Source organism: Sulfitobacter sp. PM12 (assembly GCF_045586035.1).
Taxonomy (GTDB): Bacteria; Pseudomonadota; Alphaproteobacteria; order Rhodobacterales; family Rhodobacteraceae; genus Sulfitobacter; species Sulfitobacter pontiacus.
The window spans coordinates 547,837-566,371 of the sequence record NZ_CP151529.1; the positions used below are offsets into that span (position 1 = coordinate 547,837).

An 18,535-nucleotide genomic window follows, 5' to 3' on the forward strand; every position below is an offset into this window, starting at 1 on the left:
TCACACAGCCAGCAGATGCCCTGCGTTCTGGCCGGTGATCGTGGCCGAAATGATCGCGCCCTCGGTCTGGGGGGTGGCAAAATGGGTTTCGGTGAATTGTTCGGTCCGGCCCATGGTGGGGCTTTCCATCAACACCTGATGGGCGCGACCTTGTTGGGCCGCCAAATGGCGCGCGACCTGCGCGTCACCCGCAGCACGCAGCTGCGCCGCGCGTTCCTTGATGAGCGTGCCGTTCACCGCAGGCATCCGTGCCGCGGGCGTGCCTTCGCGCGCCGAATAGGGGAAGACATGCAGCCATGTCAGATCGCAGTCCGTCACCAGTTTGAGCGAGTTTTCGAACATCGCGTCGGTTTCGGTGGGGAAACCGGCGATGATATCGGCCCCAAAGGTCATGTCGGGACGCAGTTTGCGGGCCTCTTGGGCAAAACGGATCGCATCGTCGCGCAGGTGGCGGCGTTTCATCCGTTTCAGGATCATGTCGTCGCCGTGCTGCAAGGACAGATGCAGGTGCGGCATCAAGCGGGGCTCGGTGGCGATGGCCTGCATCAGGTTCTCGTCCACCTCGATCGAATCGATGGAGCTGATGCGCAAGCGGGGTAGGTCCGGCACCAGCCGCAGGATGCGCATCACCAGATCACCCAGCTTGGGCGTCGCGGGAAGGTCCGCACCCCAACTGGTTAGATCGACGCCGGTCAGAACGACTTCGTTAAAGCCCTTGTCGACCAGCCGCTTGATCTGATCCACCACAACCCCCGCAGGGACCGAGCGGGAATTGCCGCGGCCATAGGGGATGATGCAGAAGGTACAGCGATGATCGCAGCCGTTCTGGACCTGCACATAGGCCCGGCTGCGCGTGCCGAAACCGTCAATCAGATGCCCCGCCGTTTCGGTCACCGACATGATGTCATCGACCTGCAGCGCCTCTGTCTCGCCGATGAAATCAGCCGCCAATCCCTGCCACGTCGCGCCCACCATTTTTTCGGTGTTGCCGATGACGGCGTCGACCTCTGCCATCTTGGTGAAGGTCTCCGGTTCGGTCTGGGCGGCGCAGCCGGTGACGATCAAACGCGCGTCGGGGTTGGCCTTGCGCAGTTTGCGGATGTCCTGGCGGGCCTTACGCACGGCCTCGGCGGTGACGGCGCAGGTGTTGACGATTACCGCGTCTTTCAGGCCGGCCTGTTCGGCCAGTTCTTTCATCGCTTCGGTCTCATAGGCGTTCAGGCGGCAGCCGTGATTCGAGAAGATCGGGGCGCTCATGTCAGGCTTTCCAGAAACGAAGGGGTCAGCACGCCGCTGAAGACATGGGCCGAGGGGCCGGTCATCCAGACGCCATCCTCGCGCCAGTCGATGTGCAGCGTGCCACCGTCCAGATCAATACGCACGGCGCGGCCTGTCAGCCCTCTGCGGGCCGCTGCCACGGCCGTCGCACAGCTAGAGGAGCCGGAGGCCAGCGTGATGCCCACACCCCGTTCCCACACGCGCATACGGATGTGATCGGGGCCGATGATCTGGGCGATCTGCACATTGGTGCGTTCGGGGTAAAGCGCGTGATGCTCGATACCGGGGCCAAAACCGGCCAGATCAATCGCGTCGACATCATCAACAAAGAAGGTGCAATGGGGGTTGCCCATGCCGGTGGCTGTCGGCGCACCGTCGATTGGCAGCTCAAGCGTATCCATCTGGCGAGCAAGCGGAATTTCGTCCCAGTCAAGCTGTGGATGACCCATGTTGACCGATGTCAGCCCATTGCCTGCATCCCGCGCCGCCAGATCGCCGCGGTCGGTGGTCAGGTGCAGTTGGGTCTTGCCTGTTTCCTCCATCAGGAACCGCGCGATGCAGCGCGTGGCATTGCCACAAGCGGCAGAGGTGGAGCCGTCGGCGTTGAAGAACGTCAGATGCGCATCAGCGGCGCCATTGGTGATCACAGCCAGCTGGTCGAAGCCCACGCCGAACTGGCGATGTCCGATGGCCTGCGCAAGCGCAGGGGTCACCTTCGGGAGCGCCGGGGGCGCGTCGGCACGCACAGCACCGTCGCGCGCATCCAGCATTTCTTTTTGGCGCGCATCCAGCACGACCTTTTCGCGCGCGTCTAGCACGACAAAATCATTGCCCAGCCCATGCATCTTCATGAAGGGCAAACCGTTGGTCAGATCACTATACATTCGGCGCATATAACGCGGCATTTGAAACTAATCCAGCGAGAGTGAAATTTTTCGTAAGTTTCCGCTTGACCCCAAGGCCGCACCTTTCTAGATACCCGCCTAGTGGGCCGTTAGCTCAGTTGGTAGAGCAACTGACTTTTAATCAGTAGGTCGATGGTTCGAACCCATCACGGCTCACCACTACTTTCCAGTCTGACTGGAACGGATAAAAACAGCGCCCCTCGGGGCGCTGTTTTTCGTTTCAGGTCTTGGGTTTAGGGCTTAGCCCGTATGGCCTTCAAAACATTTCAGCGCGATCCCTGCTTCTTGCAGGGATGATTTGACAGCGCGGGCAATGTCGACGGCTTCGGGGGTGTCGCCGTGCAGGCAGATCGTATCGATCGCGGCAGGAATTGTTTGGCCGCCCTCGGTCAAAATCGCACCGGCTTTGACCATTTTGACCATCCGTTCGCCCGCCAGTGCCGCATCGTGAATCACCGCACCGGGTTTAGAGCGGTCGACCAGCGTCGCGTCGTCGTTATAAGCGCGGTCGGCAAAGATCTCTCCGGCCCACTTACAGCCAAGCGATTGCACCGCATCCTGCTGCGCCGTGGCGGCCAGCACCATGACGATCAGATCAGGCGCGACGCTGAGCGCGGCCTCATAAAGATCACGGGCCAGTATCTCGTCCTCTGACGCCATATTGGCGAGCGCGCCGTGCAGTTTCAGGTGGCGGACCGATGTGCCAAGGCTGCGCGCCATGCCGACACTGGCGGCGACCTGATAGCGGACCTGATTTTGCAGCGTGCCCCGTGGCACCGACATGCGGTTGCGGCCAAAACCGGCCAGATCCATGAAACCGGGGTGCGCACCAATGCCGACGCCATTGTCACGCGCCAGCGTCATTGTGGCAGACATCACATCAGCGTCACCCGCATGGCCACCACAGGCGATGTTGGCAGAGCTGATGATTTGCAACAAAGCGGCATCATCGCCCATTTTCCACGGGCCAAAGCTTTCGCCCATATCGGCATTCAGATCGACGGTCGGCATTTAATGCTCCTCTTCAAAGGGGTTGTCGGTGGCAGAGATCGCGCCCCCCACCAGCTGATAGGCCAGCAGGTTGCGGATTTTGGCAGGGTCGCGGACCAGCGCCGTGACCTGCCCGCCAAGCGCTTTGATGTCTTGGCGGTGCTGCGTCTCAAGCGTGATGGCCTGTTCCAGCGTGATGAATTCGAACCGGATCGCGGTGCCCGATGCGGCCTGCGCCACGCGGGACAGGTCGCGGGGAATCACGGTCCCGATGCGGGGATAGCCGCCGGTGGTCTGGCACTCGCCCATCAGCACGAAAGGTGCGCCGTCACCGGTAATCTGGATGTCGCCGGGCACGATGACCTCGGACAGGATGGACAGACCGCCCTCGGCGCTGAAACCGTCGCCGTCGTGGTCCATGCGCACGCCCATGCGGTTGGCACGCGGGTCGCGGGTAAAGGCGGTGGTCTCGAAGCGTTCGCGTTCATCAGCGGTAAAGTGGTCGGTCTGCATGCTGGCCACGACGCGCACGGTGCCGCCGTCAAAACGACTGTCGCGGGGCAGTTGCAGCCCCGTTTCGCGCGACTTGTCCGCCCCAAGGGGCAGCGCGTCGCCCGCAGCGAGCGGCTGGCCCAGACCTGCGCTTAGGTGGCTGGCCCGTGCCCCCAACAGTCTGTCAGAGGCGATGCCCCCGCCCACATGCAGATAGCCATAGGTGCCGCCCGTGGTGCCGCCAATGGTCAGCTTTGCCCCAGCGGGCAGCATGTGGCTGGCGTTCCAGACGATGGCATCCCCGTCGATGCTGGCGGCCATGGTGGCCCCTGTCAGGGCGATACGGATGTCGGCGTCGGCCGTGAAGGTCCCGCCGGTGCCTGTCATCTCTATCACCGCAAGCTCGGGCGATTGGCCCAGCAGGGCGGCCCCTTCGTAAAGCGCCACGGGATCGGCGGCACCGCCCTTTGTAAGCCCTTGGGCACGCCAACCGGGACGGCCCATATCCTGTATCGTCAGGGCGGGACCGGCTTGGGAAATGGTGAGGGTCGCGCTCATGCCAGCACCTCTGTCTCTGCGCCGCCCTGGCCGGTTTCATCTGTCGCGGCGATCTTGTCATATTCGGCGCGTGATATGGAGGGGAAGCACAGCTCGTCCCCCGGTGACAGGGCAAAGGGCGTGTCGCTGCGCGGGCGGAATGTCTTGAACGCGGTCTGCCCGATATGGCGCCAGCCGGTGGGGGAGGCATTGGTGAAGATAATCAGCTGCCGGATCGCCACGATCAACGCGCCGGCGGGGACGGATTTTGTCAGCCCTTGCTGGCGCGGAATATCCCAGTTCTGCGGCAGTTCGCCCATATAGGGCTGGCCGGGGGCAAAGCCGATGGTCAGCACCCGTACGCGCGCCTGCGACAGCTGTGCAATCGCCGCATCGGGGTCCAGCCCCGCAAGATCTGCCGCTTCTTCAAGCTGAGGCGCAAGGTCGGTGCCATAGACCGTCGGCACATGCCACAGCGTCCGCCCCGTCGGCAGGTCAGAGGTGTACCAGTCGCGCGTTGACAGCAGATCGTGCAGCCGGTCCAGCAGGCTGTCCACCGAAGCCGCCACCAGATCGATCTGCAGGAAGGTGGACACCAGGGAGGTGCTCGTCTCTGTCACCTCGGGCCAGTCGGCGGCATCCACGGCGGCGCGAAACGACAGGGCGGCGCGGTTCGCGGGCTCTGACATCGTGTCGGCAAAACGCACCAGCACGCCGGACAGGCCAACGGTCTGGATCAGGGGGAAGTCGGTCATTGGGGCACCTGCCTTAGATTTTCGGGCAGCCAGGTCGCGATGTCGGGGAAGAAGATCAGGACAAAGACCATCACCACCATGATCAGGAACATCGGCAAGGCGGCTTTGGTGATATATCCCATCTCGTGATCCGTCATGCCTTGCAGCACGAACAGATTGAACCCGATCGGCGGCGTGATCTGCGCCATCTCGACCACGACCACAACAAAGATTCCGAACCAGATCAAGTCGATCCCCGCACCGCGCACCATCGGTTCAACCACAGCCATCGTCAGCACGACCGACGAAATACCATCAAGGAACATGCCCAGCACGATATAGAACACCAGCAGCGCCATCAGCAGTTGAAAGCGCGTCAGTTCAAGCGCTGCGATCCCGTCCGCCAGCGCACGGGGCAGGCCGGTAAAGCCCATCGACAGTTTAAGAAAGGCAGCACCCGCAAGGATCAATGCGATCATGGCAGAGGTGCGCATTGCGCCCATCAGGCTTTCCTGAAAACTGGTCCAGTTCAGCGACCCCTGCATCAACGCCAGCGCCAGCGACCCTAGCACACCGATGGCAGCCGCCTCTGTCGCGGTGGCGTAGCCCAGATACATCGACCCGATCACCACCGTGATCAGCCCGAAGACCGGCAGCAGAAAGCGCGAGTTGCGCAGCTTGGCGGCAAAGCTCATCCCTGTCTCGACGCTGGGGTTCCAGTCCTTCGAGGTCAGCGCGATAAAGGCGACATAGGCCATGAACATCAGCGCCAGAATAAGCCCCGGCAGGACGCCGGCAAAGAACAGTTCGGTGATGCTTTCGTTCACGGTGACGCCGTAAACGATCAGCGCGAGCGAGGGCGGGATCATCAGCCCCAGCGTGGCGGCACCGGCCAGCGTGCCGATGATCATCTTTTCGGGATAGTTGCGCGCCCGCAGTTCGGGGATCGACATTTTACCCACGGTCGACAGCGTCGCGGCAGACGACCCTGACACGGCGGCAAAGACGGTGCAGCCGACGATATTGGTATGCACCAGCCCGCCGGGCAATTTCGCCAGCCACGGCGACAGCCCTTTGAACATATCCTCAGATAGCCGCGTCCTGAACAGGATCTCCCCCATCCAGATGAACAGCGGCAGCGCGGTCAGCGTCCACGAGCTGGACGAGGCCCAGATCGTCGTGACCATAGCATCGCCAACGGGGCGGGTGGTAAACAGTTCCATCCCGAACCAGGCGACGCCCATCAGCGCCAGACCAACCCAGACGCCGGTGCCCAGCAGGAACAGCAGCACAGTGATAAACAGAATGATCGCGTAAAGTTCCGTCACAGCGTCACTCCCCAAAACTTTGATCGACAAGATCGCGGGTGAGACGGTGTTCGCCTTTTACGATCAGATAGAGCAGGTTATCGGTCAGCGCGATGGCAAGGATGCCGCCGCCCACAACCATCACCGACTGCGGAATCCACAAGGATGTGGCGTCTTGCGACTGGCTGACTTCGTTGAATTTCCACGACCAGTAGACGAACCAATAGGCGTAGTAGGTGAAATACCACGCAATCGCCGCGGCAAGGCCGAAGCACCATATTTCAAGCAGCCGTTTCGGGCCTGCGGGCAGGGCGTTCAGCAGCACCGATACGCGGATATGCGCGCCACGGTTCAGCGCGTTGGCGAAAGCGAGGAAGCTGGCGGCGGCCATCGCATAGCCGGCATAGCTTGCCGCACCGGGGAAAACCTCGCCGGTCCAGCGGGCAACCATCTGCACCACGATCAGCAGCAGGATCGCGACAAGACTGACGGCAGCCAAGGCGCCAGATGCGAAATAGATGAAATCAAGCAGGCGTCGCAGGATGTTCATGGGAAAGGTCTCCGGATTGGCGGATCGAACGTCAAACGGCGGCACCTGTGGGGGTGCCGCCGTTCGTTGATTTACTGCATGGATTTGTAGCTATCGACGATCGCCTGACCGTCCTCGCCCGCATTCTCCAGCCATTCGGAGGTCATGGTGCCGCCAATGTCGCGCAGGCCGGACATCAGCTCTTCGCTCGCGGGTTCCACGGTCATGCCGCCTTCGCGCAGCCCGTCATAGGTGAACTGCGTATAGTCCTTGGAGGCTTGCAGCCCGCGCGTTTCCGCATCGCTGGCACAGGTAGTGATGATCGCCTTGTTCTCTTCCGAGACATCGTTCCATACGTCGTTGTTGATCATGATGTAGTTGCGCGGCAGCCAGGCGTCGACCTCGTAGAAATGGGTCAGGCTTTCCCAGACTTTCTGGTCATAGCCGGTCGCACCGGACGAGATCATCGATTCCGCAACGCCGGTGGCAAAAGCCTGGCTCAGCTCGGCGGCTTCGATGGTGACGGGCAGCATGCCTGTCAGCTCTGCCAGACGGCTGGTGGCGTTGTTGTAGGACCGGAACTTGACGCCCTTCATGTCCTCGATCGTGTTGACCTCTTTCTTGAAGTACAGACCCTGTGGCGGCCACGGCACGTTATAAAGCAGCGTCAGGTTCTGCTCTGCCAACAGCTCTTCGATCTTGGGTTTCGCGGCTTTCCACAGCTTGTCGGACGCCTCGAAGGACGGCGCGAGGAAGGGGATGGAATCAAAGCCGAAGATCGCGTTTTCATTCTGGTGCCCCGACAGGATGCGTTCGCCCAGCTGGACCTGACCGGTCTGGATCGCGCGTTTGATATCGGCACCCGCGATCAGCGACCCGCCGGGGTGCACGGTGATCTCGATCTCGCCCGCGGTGCCTTCGGTCACGCAGTTGGCAAATTCAACGCCGTTCTCGGAATGGAAGTTCGACGCCGAATAGGCCATCGGCATGTCCCATTTCTCAGCCGCGAAAGCGGGTAGGGCGGCGGTAACCGTCAGGGCGGCGGTTGCGACGCCTGTCATCAATGTGGTGGTCCGTTTCATGTGGTTCTCTCCTTGTTGGTATGTCTTTGGTTTGCGGGGTTAGCCCCTGCTAAACCGTTGTGGTGCATAGGGCTGCAGGTCGGTGTTGACGGGTTGCCCCATAACCAATCCTGCGACGAGGCGGCCTGTTTTGGGCCCGCCTGTCAACCCGATGTGGTGATGCCCGAAGGCGGTAAAGACCCGGCTTGTGCCAACCTGTCCGATCAGGGGCAGGCTGTCGCTGGGGGCAGGTCGGTGCCCCAGCCATTCGATTTCGTGCGTGGCTCTAAGCTGTGGAAAGGCCGCCTTGGCCTGTCGCCGCAGCAGCGCCAGCGGTGCCTTGGACGGGGCTGCGTCAAGCCCGCCGAATTCCAGAATACCCGCGCAGCGTAGGCCCTGCGCCATGGGGGTGGCAACGAATTTCCCGCTGGCGATCATCACGGGGCGCGCAGGCCCGCCCGTCGCCCCCTCGAATATCACATGATAGCCGCGTTCGCTTTCCAGCGGGACGTTCAGCCCCAGCTTGGCCATCAGCGGTTTCGACCAGACGCCGGTGGCCAGCACGATATCGTCACAGGCCACGCGGCCTTGGGTCGTCTCTACCCCGGAAATCGCGCCGCCGGACAGGTCGAAATCCTTGACCTCGGCCTGCAGGATCGTGCCGCCGCCCTGTTCGAACGCCCGCGCCAGGGCGCCGACATAGCCGCCGGGGTCGCGGATAAAGCCGTGGTCCCTCATGGTGGCAAGCAGGTGGATGTCCGGCCCGAGCGTCGGTTCATACTCGTGTATCTGCGGCCCCTCGATCAGCTCTGGCGCGAACCCCGCCTCCGCCCGCAGCGCCCAGGTGTAGGCTTCGGCGTCAAACGCGGCGCGGTTTCGATAAGCGAAAACATAATCGCTGTCCCTCACCCAGTCGGACAGGCCCAAATCAGCGGTCAGGCTTTTGTGTTGGTCCACACTGTCGCTGACAATAGGCGCGAGCCCCTGCGCAATCCGGCGGGTGTCGCGGTCGTTCGCGACCCGCAGATACTTTGCCAGCCAAGGCAGCAGACGCGGCAGATAGGGCAGGCGCAGGTAAAGCGGCACATCCGGGTTCAGCAGCATCGCGGGGGCTTTGGCGATCAGGCCGGGGGCGGTGACGGGTGCCACGGCGCAGGCCGCCAGCACGCCCGCGTTTCCATGCGACGTGCCTGTCCCCGGTGCCGCGCGGTCAATGATCGTGACCTGCGCGCCTGCGCGTTGCAGCCAGATTGCCGATGACACACCGACAATACCCGCCCCCACGACGACCACTTGGCGCGTCATGGGCGACCCTTGGGATGAAAACAAAGACGGTTCGACATGGTTCTTGATTCCTTTCCGCTCACTTTGGCAGGGAAAAGCAATACGTCAACAAAATGTTTACAAATTGTCATCGTTGTCGCTTGCGCAAGCATGTACCGCCAATTCGTTCATCGAAACGGAGTGGGTTAACGAAGCCAGCCGTCTTCGAAGGCGATCTGACTGACGCCTGCCAGACGGATGATGCGGGCCAGCTCTGCCTCGAAGGCGGCTTGTTTGCCTTTGCCCCACCGGCTGCCCGGCTCTGGCCAAAGGGCGCGTACCACCAGCGTATCGCGGTCACGGTGCGCTTTCATATCCACCCGCGCGATGATGCTGTCGCCCTGCAGGATCGGAAAAACATAATAGCCATAGACCCGTTTGGGCGCGGGCACGAACATCTCTATCCGGTAGCGGAAGCCGAACAGACGTTCGGCGCGTTTGCGATCGCGCAAGGCCGGGTCAAAGGGGCTAAGCACGCGCAGCCGTGCGGTCGGAGCCATGTCTATCGCGGGGTCGCTTGCCAGACCGGGACGGGCAAAGCTGCGATGGATTGTGCCGTCGGCGCCCGCGATCTGCACCTGCTCGACACGTCCAGCGGCCTGTTCACGCTGAACCCATGCCTTCGCCTCTGCCGGAGAGATATGCGCCCAGAATGCCGCCAGCTCCCCCGGTGTGGCAAAGCCCAGACGATCCAGCGCGCCGTTGCAGCACCAATCAATGGTCTGCGCCTCATCCGGTGCCTGCGACGGGTCGCATAGCGCCGCGTCAATCACCCGCTCTGTCAGGTCATAGCGTTTCTGGAAACCGTCCCGCCCCACGACGCAAAGCGCGCCGGCGCGCCACAGATATTCCAGCGCGGTTTTGGAGGGATGCCAATCCCACCACCCGCCATTCGAGCGCGGTTCATCCTGCCCCACATCAGACGACGACACCGGCCCCTGTGCGCGGATCTGGTCGAGCACGGTCTGGAACCGCCCCTCGAAATCATGTTGGTGCCAGTTCTTGTACCGCTGGCGCAGCATCTGCGCGTCCCGCTGGCGGCGCAATTCCCAATGGGGGTAGTATCCCATCGGGATCACCGCGGCGTCATGGGTCCAGTGCTCAAACAGCGCCCCATCGCGTTCATACAGGGTCTTCAATGCTTGCGGGCGATAGCGTTGGCGGCGCGAGAACAGGATCAGGTCATGCGCCCGCGCCACGGTATTGATGCTGTCCAACTGCACAAAGCCCAGGCCCTGGATCAGCTGCAACAGGTCGTTCCCGCTGGCGGGCCCCTGGGGCGCATCGCTTAGAAGATGGCGATGCAGAAAGATGCGACGGGCGTCGCGGTTGCCGATCAGCGGCAGCGTCATACCTTGCGGTTGCGGCGCAGTGTGTCCCCCAGCGACAGGGTCGGTGTCAGGGTAATCTGCGTTTGCAGGTCGGGGTCCGGTTCATCCAGTGTATCGTTCAGAATGATACGCGCCGCGGCCTGTCCGATCTCGAGCCGACAGGCGTCCATCGTGGCAAGCTGACGGGGCAAGCCCTGTAGCAGCTCGACGTTGTTGAAGCCGGCAAGGCCGATCTGGCCCGGAATATCGATGCCCTGATCGATCAGATATAGCAATCCGCCCGCGCCGATCATGTCGTTTGAATAATACAGGAAATCCAGCTCGGGCGACCGCTCAAGCATGTCTTGCGTCATCTCGCGCCCCTTGGCCAGCGCAGAGCCGCCAGAGTAGAACGCGCGGTCCTCGATCTCTATCCCGGCTTTAGCGAGCCCTTCGGTAAACCCTTCGAACCGTTTGCGGGCGCGGTGGTCAAGCGGCATCTTGGTGCCCATGAAACCAATGTGCTCATAGCCCTCCTTTAGGATCGCCTTGGCCATTTCCTGCCCCGCACGGCGGTGCGAGATGCCGACCATCGCATCAATCGGACGTCCGTCAACATCCATGATCTCGACCACGGGGATACCCGCGTTCTTGAGCATGGCACGTGTCGCATCGCTATGTTCCAGCCCCGCGATGATCACGCCCGAGGGCCGCCACGACAGCATTTCATAGAGAACTCGTTCTTCTTTTTCGGGCATATAGTCTGTGACGCCCACGACCGGCTGTAGCGGGGTGTCTTCAAGCACCTGATTGACGCCGTTCAGCACCTCGGGAAAGACCATGTTCGACAGCGACGGGATAATCACCGCGACAAGGTTCACCCGTTGGGACGCCAGCGATCCGGCAATCTGGTTGGGCACATACCCCAACTCTTTCGCCGCAGCCAGCACCCGCCGGCGCGTCGCTTCGGACACGTCGCCGCGTTTTCGCAGAACCCGGCTGACCGTCATCTCCGACACCCCGCAGGCATCGGATACATCACGAAGGGTCAACGGGCGTTTCGGAGGCTGTGTCAAAGGCGCTTGTCCTGCTTGAAAGTGGTATTCTATCAACAGCGTAGTGCGTCGGTCGGGCGCAGGCAATCACCATATCAAGCCCCCCACCACAGCGCTGCCATACCACCGTGCAGTGTGGCTGGATCACCACCCCGTTTTGCGCTAAGCCAATCCCGTGGCCCCGTGGCTCAACTGGATAGAGCAGCCCCCTCCTAAGGGGCAGGTTGCAGGTTCGAATCCTGCCGGGGTCGCCAAAACCACCTAGAAAATATGGCTTATTTACAGGGCGTTGTGCGGAAGCGTGCAAAAAGTCGCGTGCGCTTTCGCGGCGAAATCGGCTGAAACGGCCGATTTCTCGTACAAAACCTGTACAAAATTCGCACGTTTGTGCGCATTTTGGGGGCCAAACATGAGCCGCCATAGCTTTGATCCCGAAATCGCCGGACAGGTTGGCCTGAACGCGGCGGTGATTTTCCAGAACATCACCTTCTGGATCGAGAAGAACCAAGCCAATCGCCGCAACCTTCGAGACGGGCGGTATTGGACCTACAATTCTATCTCGGCCTTCGGTGAGCTGTTCCCTTATCTGAGCGAAAAGCAGATCCGAACAGCCCTCGAAAAGCTGGTTAGCGCAGAGCTGATCATCAAGGGTAATTTCAGCGATGATCGTTATGATCGGACCTGCTGGTATGCCCTGGGCAACTCCATTTGCCCAAATGGGCAAATCGATCCGACCGAAAGGGAAAATGATGCATTTGCCCCTGAGGGCAAGCCATCTGCCCCAGAGGGCAAATCCTATAAGAACAGATATAAACCATATCAAAAACCAAATCCTTCGCACGCGAAGGCGGCGGTGGAGGATGAGGTTTCTGAAAGGATTTTGTCGGCCTATCCGGAGGACCGCATTCGCGGCAAAGCGGTTTGCCTCTCGCAAATCCGCCAAGCGCTAGCCGACGGAGTGGATGCCAAAGACCTTGAGGACGCCGTGCGAGCCTATGCCAGCGAGAGCGAAGGCTTCACCCGCTCCAAGGTGTGCTTCTCCGACAACTGGTTCAGCACTGGCCGTTGGTTGAGATACCTTCACGACGTTGAGGAGGCGCGGGAAGCTGGCAAGGCAAAAGAGGTGGAATTGCTGAAAGGTTTGGCCGACTGGGTCACAGACAAACACCCACTGTGCCGCCACATCACACCCGGCCAAGTGACCGCGTTGCTTGCCGCAAACCTAGTCAGCCCAGCGGAAATCGAGGCGGCGGGGCTCAGAGCATGAGTGCGACCGATCTCCACGAAGAGCAGAGAGCAAGGTTACCCACCGATTACATCGGCGGGACTTGTGAGGGGCGGCAGGCCTCCCCTTCAAACCCCAACCAGACGCACGCGGCGTCAAAGAATGCCTTTCCGAGAGCGTGATCTTTCGATGCACCCCGTCGGAAAAGGCTGCGCTTATGGCCAAGGCGCACGCCGCTGGCCTGCCCAACGCCACGCTGATGCGCGAGGCCTTGGGGCTGACCGAAGCACGTCGGCGCAAGCCCGTCCCGCGTGTTGATCCGAAGCTGACCTTTGCGATTGCCCGTGTCGGCGGCAACCTCAATCAGCTCGCCCGCTGGATCAACGGCGCAGTCAAATCCGGCCGCGCGAGCCAGATCGACACGCTTAAGGTCGCGACGCAGTTGGTGGCCATCGAACGGCAGATGGCGCAAATCTTGGCGGCGCACAAAGGCGAGAACTGCGAATGATCATCTCGTTCTTCTCCACTGGCACAGGTGGCGGTGCGGCCCCCGTAGACTACCTGACAGCGCGTGAAGTTCTGGCCTATGAAGACAACCGCAACCTTATCCGCGATGACGCCGGTGAACCGCAAACCAAGATCCGCAACCCGCTGCCCGAGGTGCTGCACGGCAGTCCCGACCAAACCCGCGACCTGATCGATGCGAGCCCCAACAAGTGGAGCTACACGGCAGGCGTGATCAGCTTTGCCGACAGCGACGATCCCAGTCCCGCCGCCCAGCAAGAGGCCATTGAGCTATTTGAGGCTCTGGCCTTTGCCGGGCTGGACAGGGATCAATACGATTGTCTCTGGGTGCGCCACTCGCATGAGGGCAACGTCGAGCTGCACTTCTGCGCCCCACGCCTTGAACTCAGCACCGGGAAGGCACTGAACATCGCGCCGCCAGGGCATGAGAACGCCTTTGCCAGCCTGCGCGATCTTTTGAACAAGACGCACGGTTGGGCAGACCCTTTGGAGCCAGAACGCGCCCGCGAAGTGAGGGCGACGATTGAAGCGCCGACGCGCGCGCAAGGTCGCGAAGAGCTGCACGATTGGATCCTCGATCAGATCAGCGTCGGCACCATTACTGACCGTGCCAGCATGATCGACACACTCACTGACGCGGGGTTCGAGATCCCCCGTGCTAGCAAGAATTACATCACCGCCCAAGACCCCGACATCGGCGAGCGCTGGCGTTTAAAAGGAGAGATTTTCAATGACGACTGGCAAGCCGACCCGCCTCGCCGAGAAATTGAACGCGGACCTGGAGACGATCCGGTGCGACCACGCCGCCTTGATGGCATCTCAGTTGGAGAGCTTCAGGAGCGATTTCAGCAGCATTGCGACCAGCGCGCTGCATACAATCGAAACCGATACCAGGTTCTTTCTGAGCGACAGCAAGAGCGAGTTGGAGAGGCGGAGCGAGACGATCCGGCGCTGGCTGACAATTTCGCCATGGGTGATCGTGGCGATGGTCTCAACCTGGATCGCGACGGTGCTGATCGCGAGCTGGTTTTGGACGGGTTTGATCACGCGCTCGGAGTTGAAGGAGCTGGGTCTGACAAGGATCGAACAGGCTGGGCAGACATGGACCTGTCGCGCTTTCGTGCCGCCCCAGGTGCTCGTTTAGGCCACCTTGCGTTCGAAAGCGACAGGGCTTTTCCAACCCAATGCTGAGTGTCGGCGTCGCGGATTGTAGAAGCCGTTGATGTACTCAAAGATCGCTATCTCAGCTTGCCTGCGCGTTTCCCATGACTGCCGCCATATCAGCTCGGCTTTTATGGTTTTGAAGAAGGTCTCGACGGCGGCATTATCATAGCAATTTCCCTTGCCAGACATCGACACCTTGAACCCGTGCTGGCGCAGGATCTTCTGGTAGTCGTGCGAACAATATTGCGACCCACGATCCGTGTGATGGATGCAGTCCTTGGGCGGCTGACGGAACGCGATGGCCATCTTCAAAGCCCTGATCGCAAGGTCGCGTTTCATCCGGTTCGAGACCGCCCAGCCAACTACACGCCGTGAATGCAAGTCCAATATCACAGCCAAGTACAGCCACCCCTCGCGCGTCCAAATATAACTGATATCGCCTGCCCACTTTTGGTTGGGCGCATCAGCGTTAAAGTCACGACCCAGCAGGTTTGGCGCGATATTGAACTTATGATTACTGTCCGTTGTCGCCTTGTATTTACGAGTTCTTACGACCGATATGCCGTTCTGACGCATCAGCCTGCCTACGCGGCGGTGCCCTACATTCAGACCAATTTCCTTCAGCTCTTCGGTCATACGCGGCCTGCCACTCTCGGGACATTGCTGCGCAATACCCTGCCGTGCAGTGCATAACTGCCCAAACTGAGACGGGATTGTTCTTTGATATGGGCCAGCGTGACCAAATCAGACCGCTGCCTGCGGCTGGCTGGACGGCTACGATGCGCCCGCAAACCACGCGGGCTGACTGCCATAACCCGGCACATCAGATTGATGGAAAATGTTGTTCGGTGTTCTTCAATGAACTTAAACCTCACGGCTTTTGGCTCGCAAAGAACACCGTGGCCATTTTTAACACTTCCCGCTCCTCCTTGAGAATGCGGTTCTCACGACGCAAACGGTCATTCTCTTCGGCAAGGCTAAGATCCTCTTTTGACACCACATCCGTGTCTCGATGTGCAGTGATCCATTTGTTCAGCGTCGACATGCCGACGCCCAGATCGTCAGCCACCTGTTTGCGCGTCAGTCCACTGGTTAGCGCGATACGCACCGCATCAGCGCGGAATTCATCTGTGCGTTTCAGTCCCATAGTTAGTCTCCTTTGTTGCAGTAGATGCTATCAAAGGAGCGGCATCAAACCGCGACAGGTCCATAACGCTTTTTTCCAAGCGCTTCCTTCAGCAGGTCGTTTTGCATGCTCATCTCGGCATACATGCGCTTCAGACGACGGTTCTCTTCCGCCATATCCTTCATCTCGGAAATCAAGGACGCATCCACTCTCGGGATCATGCTGCGCATAACCCTGCCGCGCAGTGCATGCCGCCAAACTTGGCCCGCCATTTGTAAAAACTCGCGCTGCTCATTCCGTGCTCGCGGCACAGCTCAGAGACCGGCACGCCGCCCTCCGCCTTCTTCAACACTGCCATGATTTGCGCGTCGCTAAATCGTCCGTTCTTCATCGTAAATCTCCTCAGATATCCTGCCGAGAAAATTCTACTTTTGAACACCTCTAATTTTACGGGGGACTACCGCCCGATGGCGTCCAGTTCATGCACGAAGTTCAGCACATCGCGTGTCGAGCGGCCGAGACGGTCGAGGTGATGGACGACAATGATCACGAAGGATGCTATACCTCCTTGTTATTGACTTGTCCATATGCAGACTATATGTCTGTAAGTAGACAAAGGAGGCTGAGATATGCAGATTGCACATTTTTCAAACACTTCGGTTTCCCCCGAGGCCGTGCAATTTCATACCATCTCCCGAGGAGATCGCGAGCGTTTAAGCGCGCCGGGCTTGCGCGCCTTTCGGGAAATCGCTGATCGGTTCGACCTGAACGAAGCGGATCGTATTGCCGTCCTGGGTGATCCGGGCCGCTCCACCTATCATCAATGGATGAAGAAGGCGCGTGAACAGCAGCCGCTGACCCTGCCTCTTGATACGCTGTTACGGATTTCGGCTATACTTGGTATCTACAAAGCGCTGACCATTCTGTTTGAAGATGAAAATCAGGCACTGGTCTGGCTGAAGGGGCCTCATCAGGGCACCCTCTTCGCCGGCGCTTCTCCTATGGCCTATATGCTGGAAGGCGGGCACGACGGCCTCATGTCGGTGCGCCGGTATCTTGACGCCTGGCGCGGCGGCAATATGGGACTTGGCGCGCCGGAAGGCAGCTTCGAGGCGGTCACCGAAGACGACCTTGTCTTTGTATGAAGATTTCAGATTACGCGACATCTTCGGCGCCTAAGGGCACAACACGCCTTATTCCCTCACGGTTTCCGCCGATCCCCGCCTTTGACGCGGTCACCACCTCCGACGACCTTGCGGCCGTCATGGAGCTGGAAGGCTGGACAAACGACCGCCTCGTAAGCCCGCGGCTCGCGCGCCTGCCTCGCGCGGAATGGGTGTATGGCGTCCCGAATGCCAGCGTCGTCATGGCGGCGTTTCTGCACGGATCGCCCGGCGGCCTGCGGTTTTCTGATGCGAGCCTCGGAGCGTGGTATGGCTCGACCCTTTCCAACACCGCGCTTCTGGAGGTTGCCGATGGGCTGCGCAAGGAGATCGCGCTGAGCGCGTTGACGCAGAAATCCGAGACGTATCGCCAATATAAGGCGCACCTTGATGGAGCCTATGTCGACATTTTCGGAGCGCATACGGAATATCATGATCCCGACGATGCGAGTTACCCTATAGCACAGGCTTTCGGGCGACGCGTCCGGGATGAAGGCACGCGTGCCGGCATCCGATATGAAAGCGTGCGTCACGCCGGACATGAAAACTGGGTTTGCTTTCGCCCACCCCTTATCCGGAATGTGACGCAGGCGAAACACTTCAGGATCGACGTGCCCCGAACCGGTCGGGTGGTTGTGCGCCAGCTCTCCTGATCAAGGGGTCTGCTCCGGCTCAGTGCTAAATCCTACGTTAAGCCAAACCGGCCCTTACCAGCCGTTCGCATAGCACTGCGCCGCTGCAGTGCAGCGTCTAAGAAGCGGACATCTAAAAACATGCCGATATAAGACTGACTAAGAATAACTCTTTGCGGCCAGGCATTGCTCGTCATCGTTATGCATACTGAAAGCACTTGGGAATAATTCAGCCCGCACCAATGGTTCCCAACCAATCCAGAAAAACACCCAACCGGCGCAACCCGGAGACGCGGGTAAGGTAGAGGGCTGAGATATCCAGCGGGGTGGCGTCAAGCTGGCCCGGAAACAGCTCAACCAATCGGCCCGCATCGATGTCATCTGCGATCATGAAATCGGAAAAACGCGCGATGCCCAGACCGCCTAATACCATCTGGCGCACGGCCTCTCCATTGCCTGCGGTCACCGAGGGTGGCACCGTCACAGGAGTGGATAGGCCGGCAACGCGCAGCGTGTTGATATGATCTGGTGCCGCGAAGCGCACTTGCTCCAGCTTTGCAAGGTCGGTTGGTGTTTTCGGCCAGCCGTTCCGATCAAGGTATTCCGGCGCAGCCACTAATTTCCAAGCCGTGCGCCCCAAGGGGCGGTGCAACATGTCGCTATCAGGCAACTGGCCCAGTCGAATGGCAACGTCCGCGTGACTGCCGATAAGGTCCACCAGCGCATCTGTCATGTCGATCGAAAGCTGGATGCCGGGGTATTCCGCACGAAACTCGGCCAACCGCGGGGCAAGAACATGCAGGACGTAAGGCACAGGCGCATTCACACGCAGTGGTCCGGCGGGGGCCTGTCCACTTGTTGCGATCTCTTGCAGGGTTTCGCTGCGATCTAAAATCTCACGCGCCTCGGCCAGAACGGCAGCGCCTTCGGGGGTGATCTCGATGGACCGCGTAGTCCGGCGCAGGAGTGTGACCTTCAGTTGCTCTTCCAGCCGCGACACTGACCGGCTGAGTGTTGAGGCCGATACCCCTCTGCGCCGCGCGGATTCAGCAAAGCCCCCATCATCGACGATCCCGACAAAGGCAGCCAAATCCCCCATGCGCAGCAATTCGTGCAGTTTCTGCAATGATCCATTCCAAACTTGCCTGTTCTCGCAACAGATAGCGACTGGCATATGTG

General features: G+C 60.4%; 18 protein-coding genes, 2 tRNA genes and 2 pseudogenes. 7 read left to right on the forward strand and 15 right to left on the reverse strand.

All coding sequences use genetic code 11. The features are described from left to right. On the reverse strand, positions 1–1,257 hold the full coding sequence (mtaB, locus tag AADW22_RS02550; protein WP_074636232.1) for a tRNA (N(6)-L-threonylcarbamoyladenosine(37)-C(2))-methylthiotransferase MtaB: 1,257 nt from the start codon (positions 1,255–1,257) through the stop codon (positions 1–3). Continuing rightward, on the reverse strand, positions 1,254–2,162 hold the full coding sequence (gene dapF, locus AADW22_RS02555) for a diaminopimelate epimerase (protein WP_407474571.1): 909 nt from the start codon (positions 2,160–2,162) through the stop codon (positions 1,254–1,256). Before dapF ends, mtaB begins: the two co-directional genes overlap by 4 nt. Positions 2,163–2,266: 104 nt before the next feature. Between dapF and AADW22_RS02560 the strand changes: the two genes are divergently transcribed. Next, a tRNA-Lys gene (locus AADW22_RS02560) sits at positions 2,267–2,342 on the forward strand. Between the two features lie 81 nt (positions 2,343–2,423). Here AADW22_RS02560 and AADW22_RS02565 read toward each other — a convergent pair. The 9 genes from AADW22_RS02565 to AADW22_RS02605 form a co-directional block, all read right to left on the reverse strand. Beyond that, the gene (locus AADW22_RS02565) at positions 2,424–3,194 is read right to left on the reverse strand and encodes a LamB/YcsF family protein (protein WP_037964670.1); all 771 of its coding nucleotides are present in this window, start codon (positions 3,192–3,194) and stop codon (positions 2,424–2,426) included. Then, the gene (locus tag AADW22_RS02570; RefSeq protein WP_407474182.1) at positions 3,195–4,223 is read right to left on the reverse strand and encodes a biotin-dependent carboxyltransferase family protein; all 1,029 of its coding nucleotides are present in this window, start codon (positions 4,221–4,223) and stop codon (positions 3,195–3,197) included. Further along, positions 4,220–4,957, reverse strand: coding sequence for a 5-oxoprolinase subunit B family protein (locus AADW22_RS02575; RefSeq protein ID WP_407474183.1), 738 nt, complete (start codon positions 4,955–4,957; stop codon positions 4,220–4,222). The genes AADW22_RS02570 and AADW22_RS02575 overlap by 4 nt, the downstream gene beginning before the upstream one ends. Then, on the reverse strand, positions 4,954–6,264 hold the full coding sequence (locus AADW22_RS02580; protein ID WP_009825820.1) for a TRAP transporter large permease: 1,311 nt from the start codon (positions 6,262–6,264) through the stop codon (positions 4,954–4,956). The genes AADW22_RS02575 and AADW22_RS02580 overlap by 4 nt, the downstream gene beginning before the upstream one ends. Before the next feature lie 4 nt (positions 6,265–6,268). Then, positions 6,269–6,793, reverse strand: a complete 525-nt coding sequence (locus AADW22_RS02585; RefSeq protein WP_005850973.1) for a TRAP transporter small permease — start codon at positions 6,791–6,793, stop codon at positions 6,269–6,271. Positions 6,794–6,864: 71 nt separating this feature from the next. Next, on the reverse strand, positions 6,865–7,854 hold the full coding sequence (locus AADW22_RS02590; protein ID WP_037942954.1) for a TRAP transporter substrate-binding protein: 990 nt from the start codon (positions 7,852–7,854) through the stop codon (positions 6,865–6,867). 39 nt (positions 7,855–7,893) lie between these two features. Beyond that, positions 7,894–9,138 (reverse strand): NAD(P)/FAD-dependent oxidoreductase, encoded by a 1,245-nt coding sequence (locus tag AADW22_RS02595; protein WP_407474184.1) that lies wholly within the window; start codon positions 9,136–9,138, stop codon positions 7,894–7,896. 164 nt (positions 9,139–9,302) lie between these two features. Then, on the reverse strand, positions 9,303–10,508 hold the full coding sequence (locus tag AADW22_RS02600) for a winged helix-turn-helix domain-containing protein (protein ID WP_407474185.1): 1,206 nt from the start codon (positions 10,506–10,508) through the stop codon (positions 9,303–9,305). Further along, positions 10,505–11,542: a LacI family DNA-binding transcriptional regulator gene (locus AADW22_RS02605; protein WP_037942958.1), complete on the reverse strand. Its 1,038-nt coding sequence runs from the start codon at positions 11,540–11,542 to the stop codon at positions 10,505–10,507. The genes AADW22_RS02600 and AADW22_RS02605 overlap by 4 nt, the downstream gene beginning before the upstream one ends. Before the next feature lie 156 nt (positions 11,543–11,698). On the opposite strand from AADW22_RS02605, the gene AADW22_RS02610 reads away from it, so the two are divergent. The 4 genes from AADW22_RS02610 to AADW22_RS02625 all read left to right on the forward strand — a co-directional run bounded on the left by AADW22_RS02610 (position 11,699) and on the right by AADW22_RS02625 (position 14,462). Continuing rightward, positions 11,699–11,775, forward strand: a tRNA-Arg gene (locus AADW22_RS02610). Positions 11,776–11,930: 155 nt separating this feature from the next. Next, positions 11,931–12,788, forward strand: coding sequence for a hypothetical protein (locus AADW22_RS02615; RefSeq protein WP_407474186.1), 858 nt, complete (start codon positions 11,931–11,933; stop codon positions 12,786–12,788). A 136-nt stretch (positions 12,789–12,924) separates the two neighbouring features. Continuing rightward, positions 12,925–13,254 (forward strand): plasmid mobilization protein, encoded by a 330-nt coding sequence (locus AADW22_RS02620; RefSeq protein WP_407474187.1) that lies wholly within the window; start codon positions 12,925–12,927, stop codon positions 13,252–13,254. After that, positions 13,251–14,462: a mobilization relaxase gene (locus AADW22_RS02625; protein WP_407474188.1), complete on the forward strand. Its 1,212-nt coding sequence runs from the start codon at positions 13,251–13,253 to the stop codon at positions 14,460–14,462. Before AADW22_RS02620 ends, AADW22_RS02625 begins: the two co-directional genes overlap by 4 nt. Here AADW22_RS02625 and AADW22_RS02630 read toward each other — a convergent pair. The 3 genes and pseudogenes from AADW22_RS02630 to AADW22_RS02640 all read right to left on the reverse strand — a co-directional run bounded on the left by AADW22_RS02630 (position 14,412) and on the right by AADW22_RS02640 (position 16,111). Next, positions 14,412–15,582 (reverse strand): annotated as a pseudogene (locus AADW22_RS02630) (IS3 family transposase). The gene AADW22_RS02625 and the pseudogene AADW22_RS02630 overlap by 51 nt on opposite strands. Positions 15,583–15,638: 56 nt before the next feature. Further along, positions 15,639–15,952: pseudogene (locus AADW22_RS02635) on the reverse strand (transposase); the annotation flags it as partial. Positions 15,953–16,018: 66 nt separating this feature from the next. After that, positions 16,019–16,111, reverse strand: a complete 93-nt coding sequence (locus AADW22_RS02640; RefSeq protein WP_407474189.1) for a recombinase family protein — start codon at positions 16,109–16,111, stop codon at positions 16,019–16,021. 79 nt (positions 16,112–16,190) lie between these two features. Between AADW22_RS02640 and AADW22_RS02645 the strand changes: the two genes are divergently transcribed. Both AADW22_RS02645 and AADW22_RS02650 read left to right on the forward strand, forming a co-directional pair. After that, positions 16,191–16,706 carry an MbcA/ParS/Xre antitoxin family protein gene (locus AADW22_RS02645; protein WP_407474190.1) on the forward strand — a complete coding sequence of 172 codons (516 nt, stop codon included), beginning with the start codon at positions 16,191–16,193 and terminating at the stop codon, positions 16,704–16,706. Then, on the forward strand, positions 16,703–17,377 hold the full coding sequence (locus AADW22_RS02650; protein ID WP_407474191.1) for an RES family NAD+ phosphorylase: 675 nt from the start codon (positions 16,703–16,705) through the stop codon (positions 17,375–17,377). Before AADW22_RS02645 ends, AADW22_RS02650 begins: the two co-directional genes overlap by 4 nt. Positions 17,378–17,585: 208 nt before the next feature. Here AADW22_RS02650 and AADW22_RS02655 read toward each other — a convergent pair whose 3' ends face one another. Then, on the reverse strand, positions 17,586–18,482 hold the full coding sequence (locus AADW22_RS02655; protein ID WP_407474192.1) for a LysR substrate-binding domain-containing protein: 897 nt from the start codon (positions 18,480–18,482) through the stop codon (positions 17,586–17,588). Between the last annotated feature and the right edge of the window lie 53 nt (positions 18,483–18,535).